1 pseudogene is annotated in these 927 nt (G+C 76.7%); it reads right to left on the bottom strand.

Annotated features, from left to right (window positions below):
• Window positions 1-927 (bottom strand): annotated as a pseudogene (locus N790_RS16325) (hypothetical protein); the annotation flags it as partial.

Raw genomic sequence — 927 nt, 5'->3', positions numbered from 1 at the left:
CCGCAGGCGGGGAGACCGGCTCGGCCACCGGGGCCTCGACCACCACGGGCGCGACCGCGGCCGCCACCGTCTCGGCCACGGCCTTCGGCTCGACCACGGGGGCGACGTCCGCGTCCGGTTCCGCTTCGATTTCCTCGACGCCCGGCGTGGACGCCACGGCGGCCATCACCGCCACCGGCACCACCGACGGCGAGGGGCTCGGCGCAGGCGCGCGCGGCGCTTCCGGCCTCGGGGCCGCGACCACCGGGGTCGGCTCCAGGTCGTCGAAATCCGATTCGCCGGCGGTCACGGTCGGGGCCGCCACGGTGGAACGCGGGGTGGATTCGTCCTGGCCCATGTCCTCGTCGTCGAAATCGCCTTCGGCGTCGCCGCCCTGGCCCTCGTTGCCGCCATTGGCGGCGTCACCCGCGGCGCCTTCCGTGCGACGACGGCGACGGCCACCCCGACGACCGCGACGGCGGCGCCCGGTGCCCTCGGCCGCGGCCGCTTCACCGGCGGCGCCGCCCAGGTTCTCGACGCCCTCGGCCACCATGCCCTCGTCGGAAGACGACGCGGCCAGCGCCACGGCGCTTTCGACGCCGTCCACCGCCAGCGCGACGGCGGTGCCTTCGGCACCCCCCTGCGCGGCCTGGCGGGCGGCGCGGGCTTCGCGGCGCTCCTGCTCGCGCTTCTGGTTCTCGAGGCGCTGCTGCTCGCGGCGCTCGGCTTCCTTCTTCTGGTTCTCCTCGCGGCGCTGCTGCGCCTCGAGACGCTTCTGCTCGTCCTGGCGCTTCTGTTCCTCGCTGCGCTCGGGCTTGGGCGGACGCGGCTGCTTGCCCTGCTGCGGCTGGGCGGCCTGCGCGGGCTGGCCGGCCTGCGCCGGCTTGCCACCGCGGTCGCGCTCGATGCGCTCGCGACGGCCGCCACGCTCGTTGCGGTCGCGACGGC

This window comes from Arenimonas malthae CC-JY-1 (assembly GCF_000747075.1).
Classification (GTDB): Bacteria; Pseudomonadota; Gammaproteobacteria; order Xanthomonadales; family Xanthomonadaceae; genus Arenimonas; species Arenimonas malthae.
Note: the sequence above shows the minus strand (reverse complement) of the source record. Positions and strands in the feature narration are given on the sequence as shown.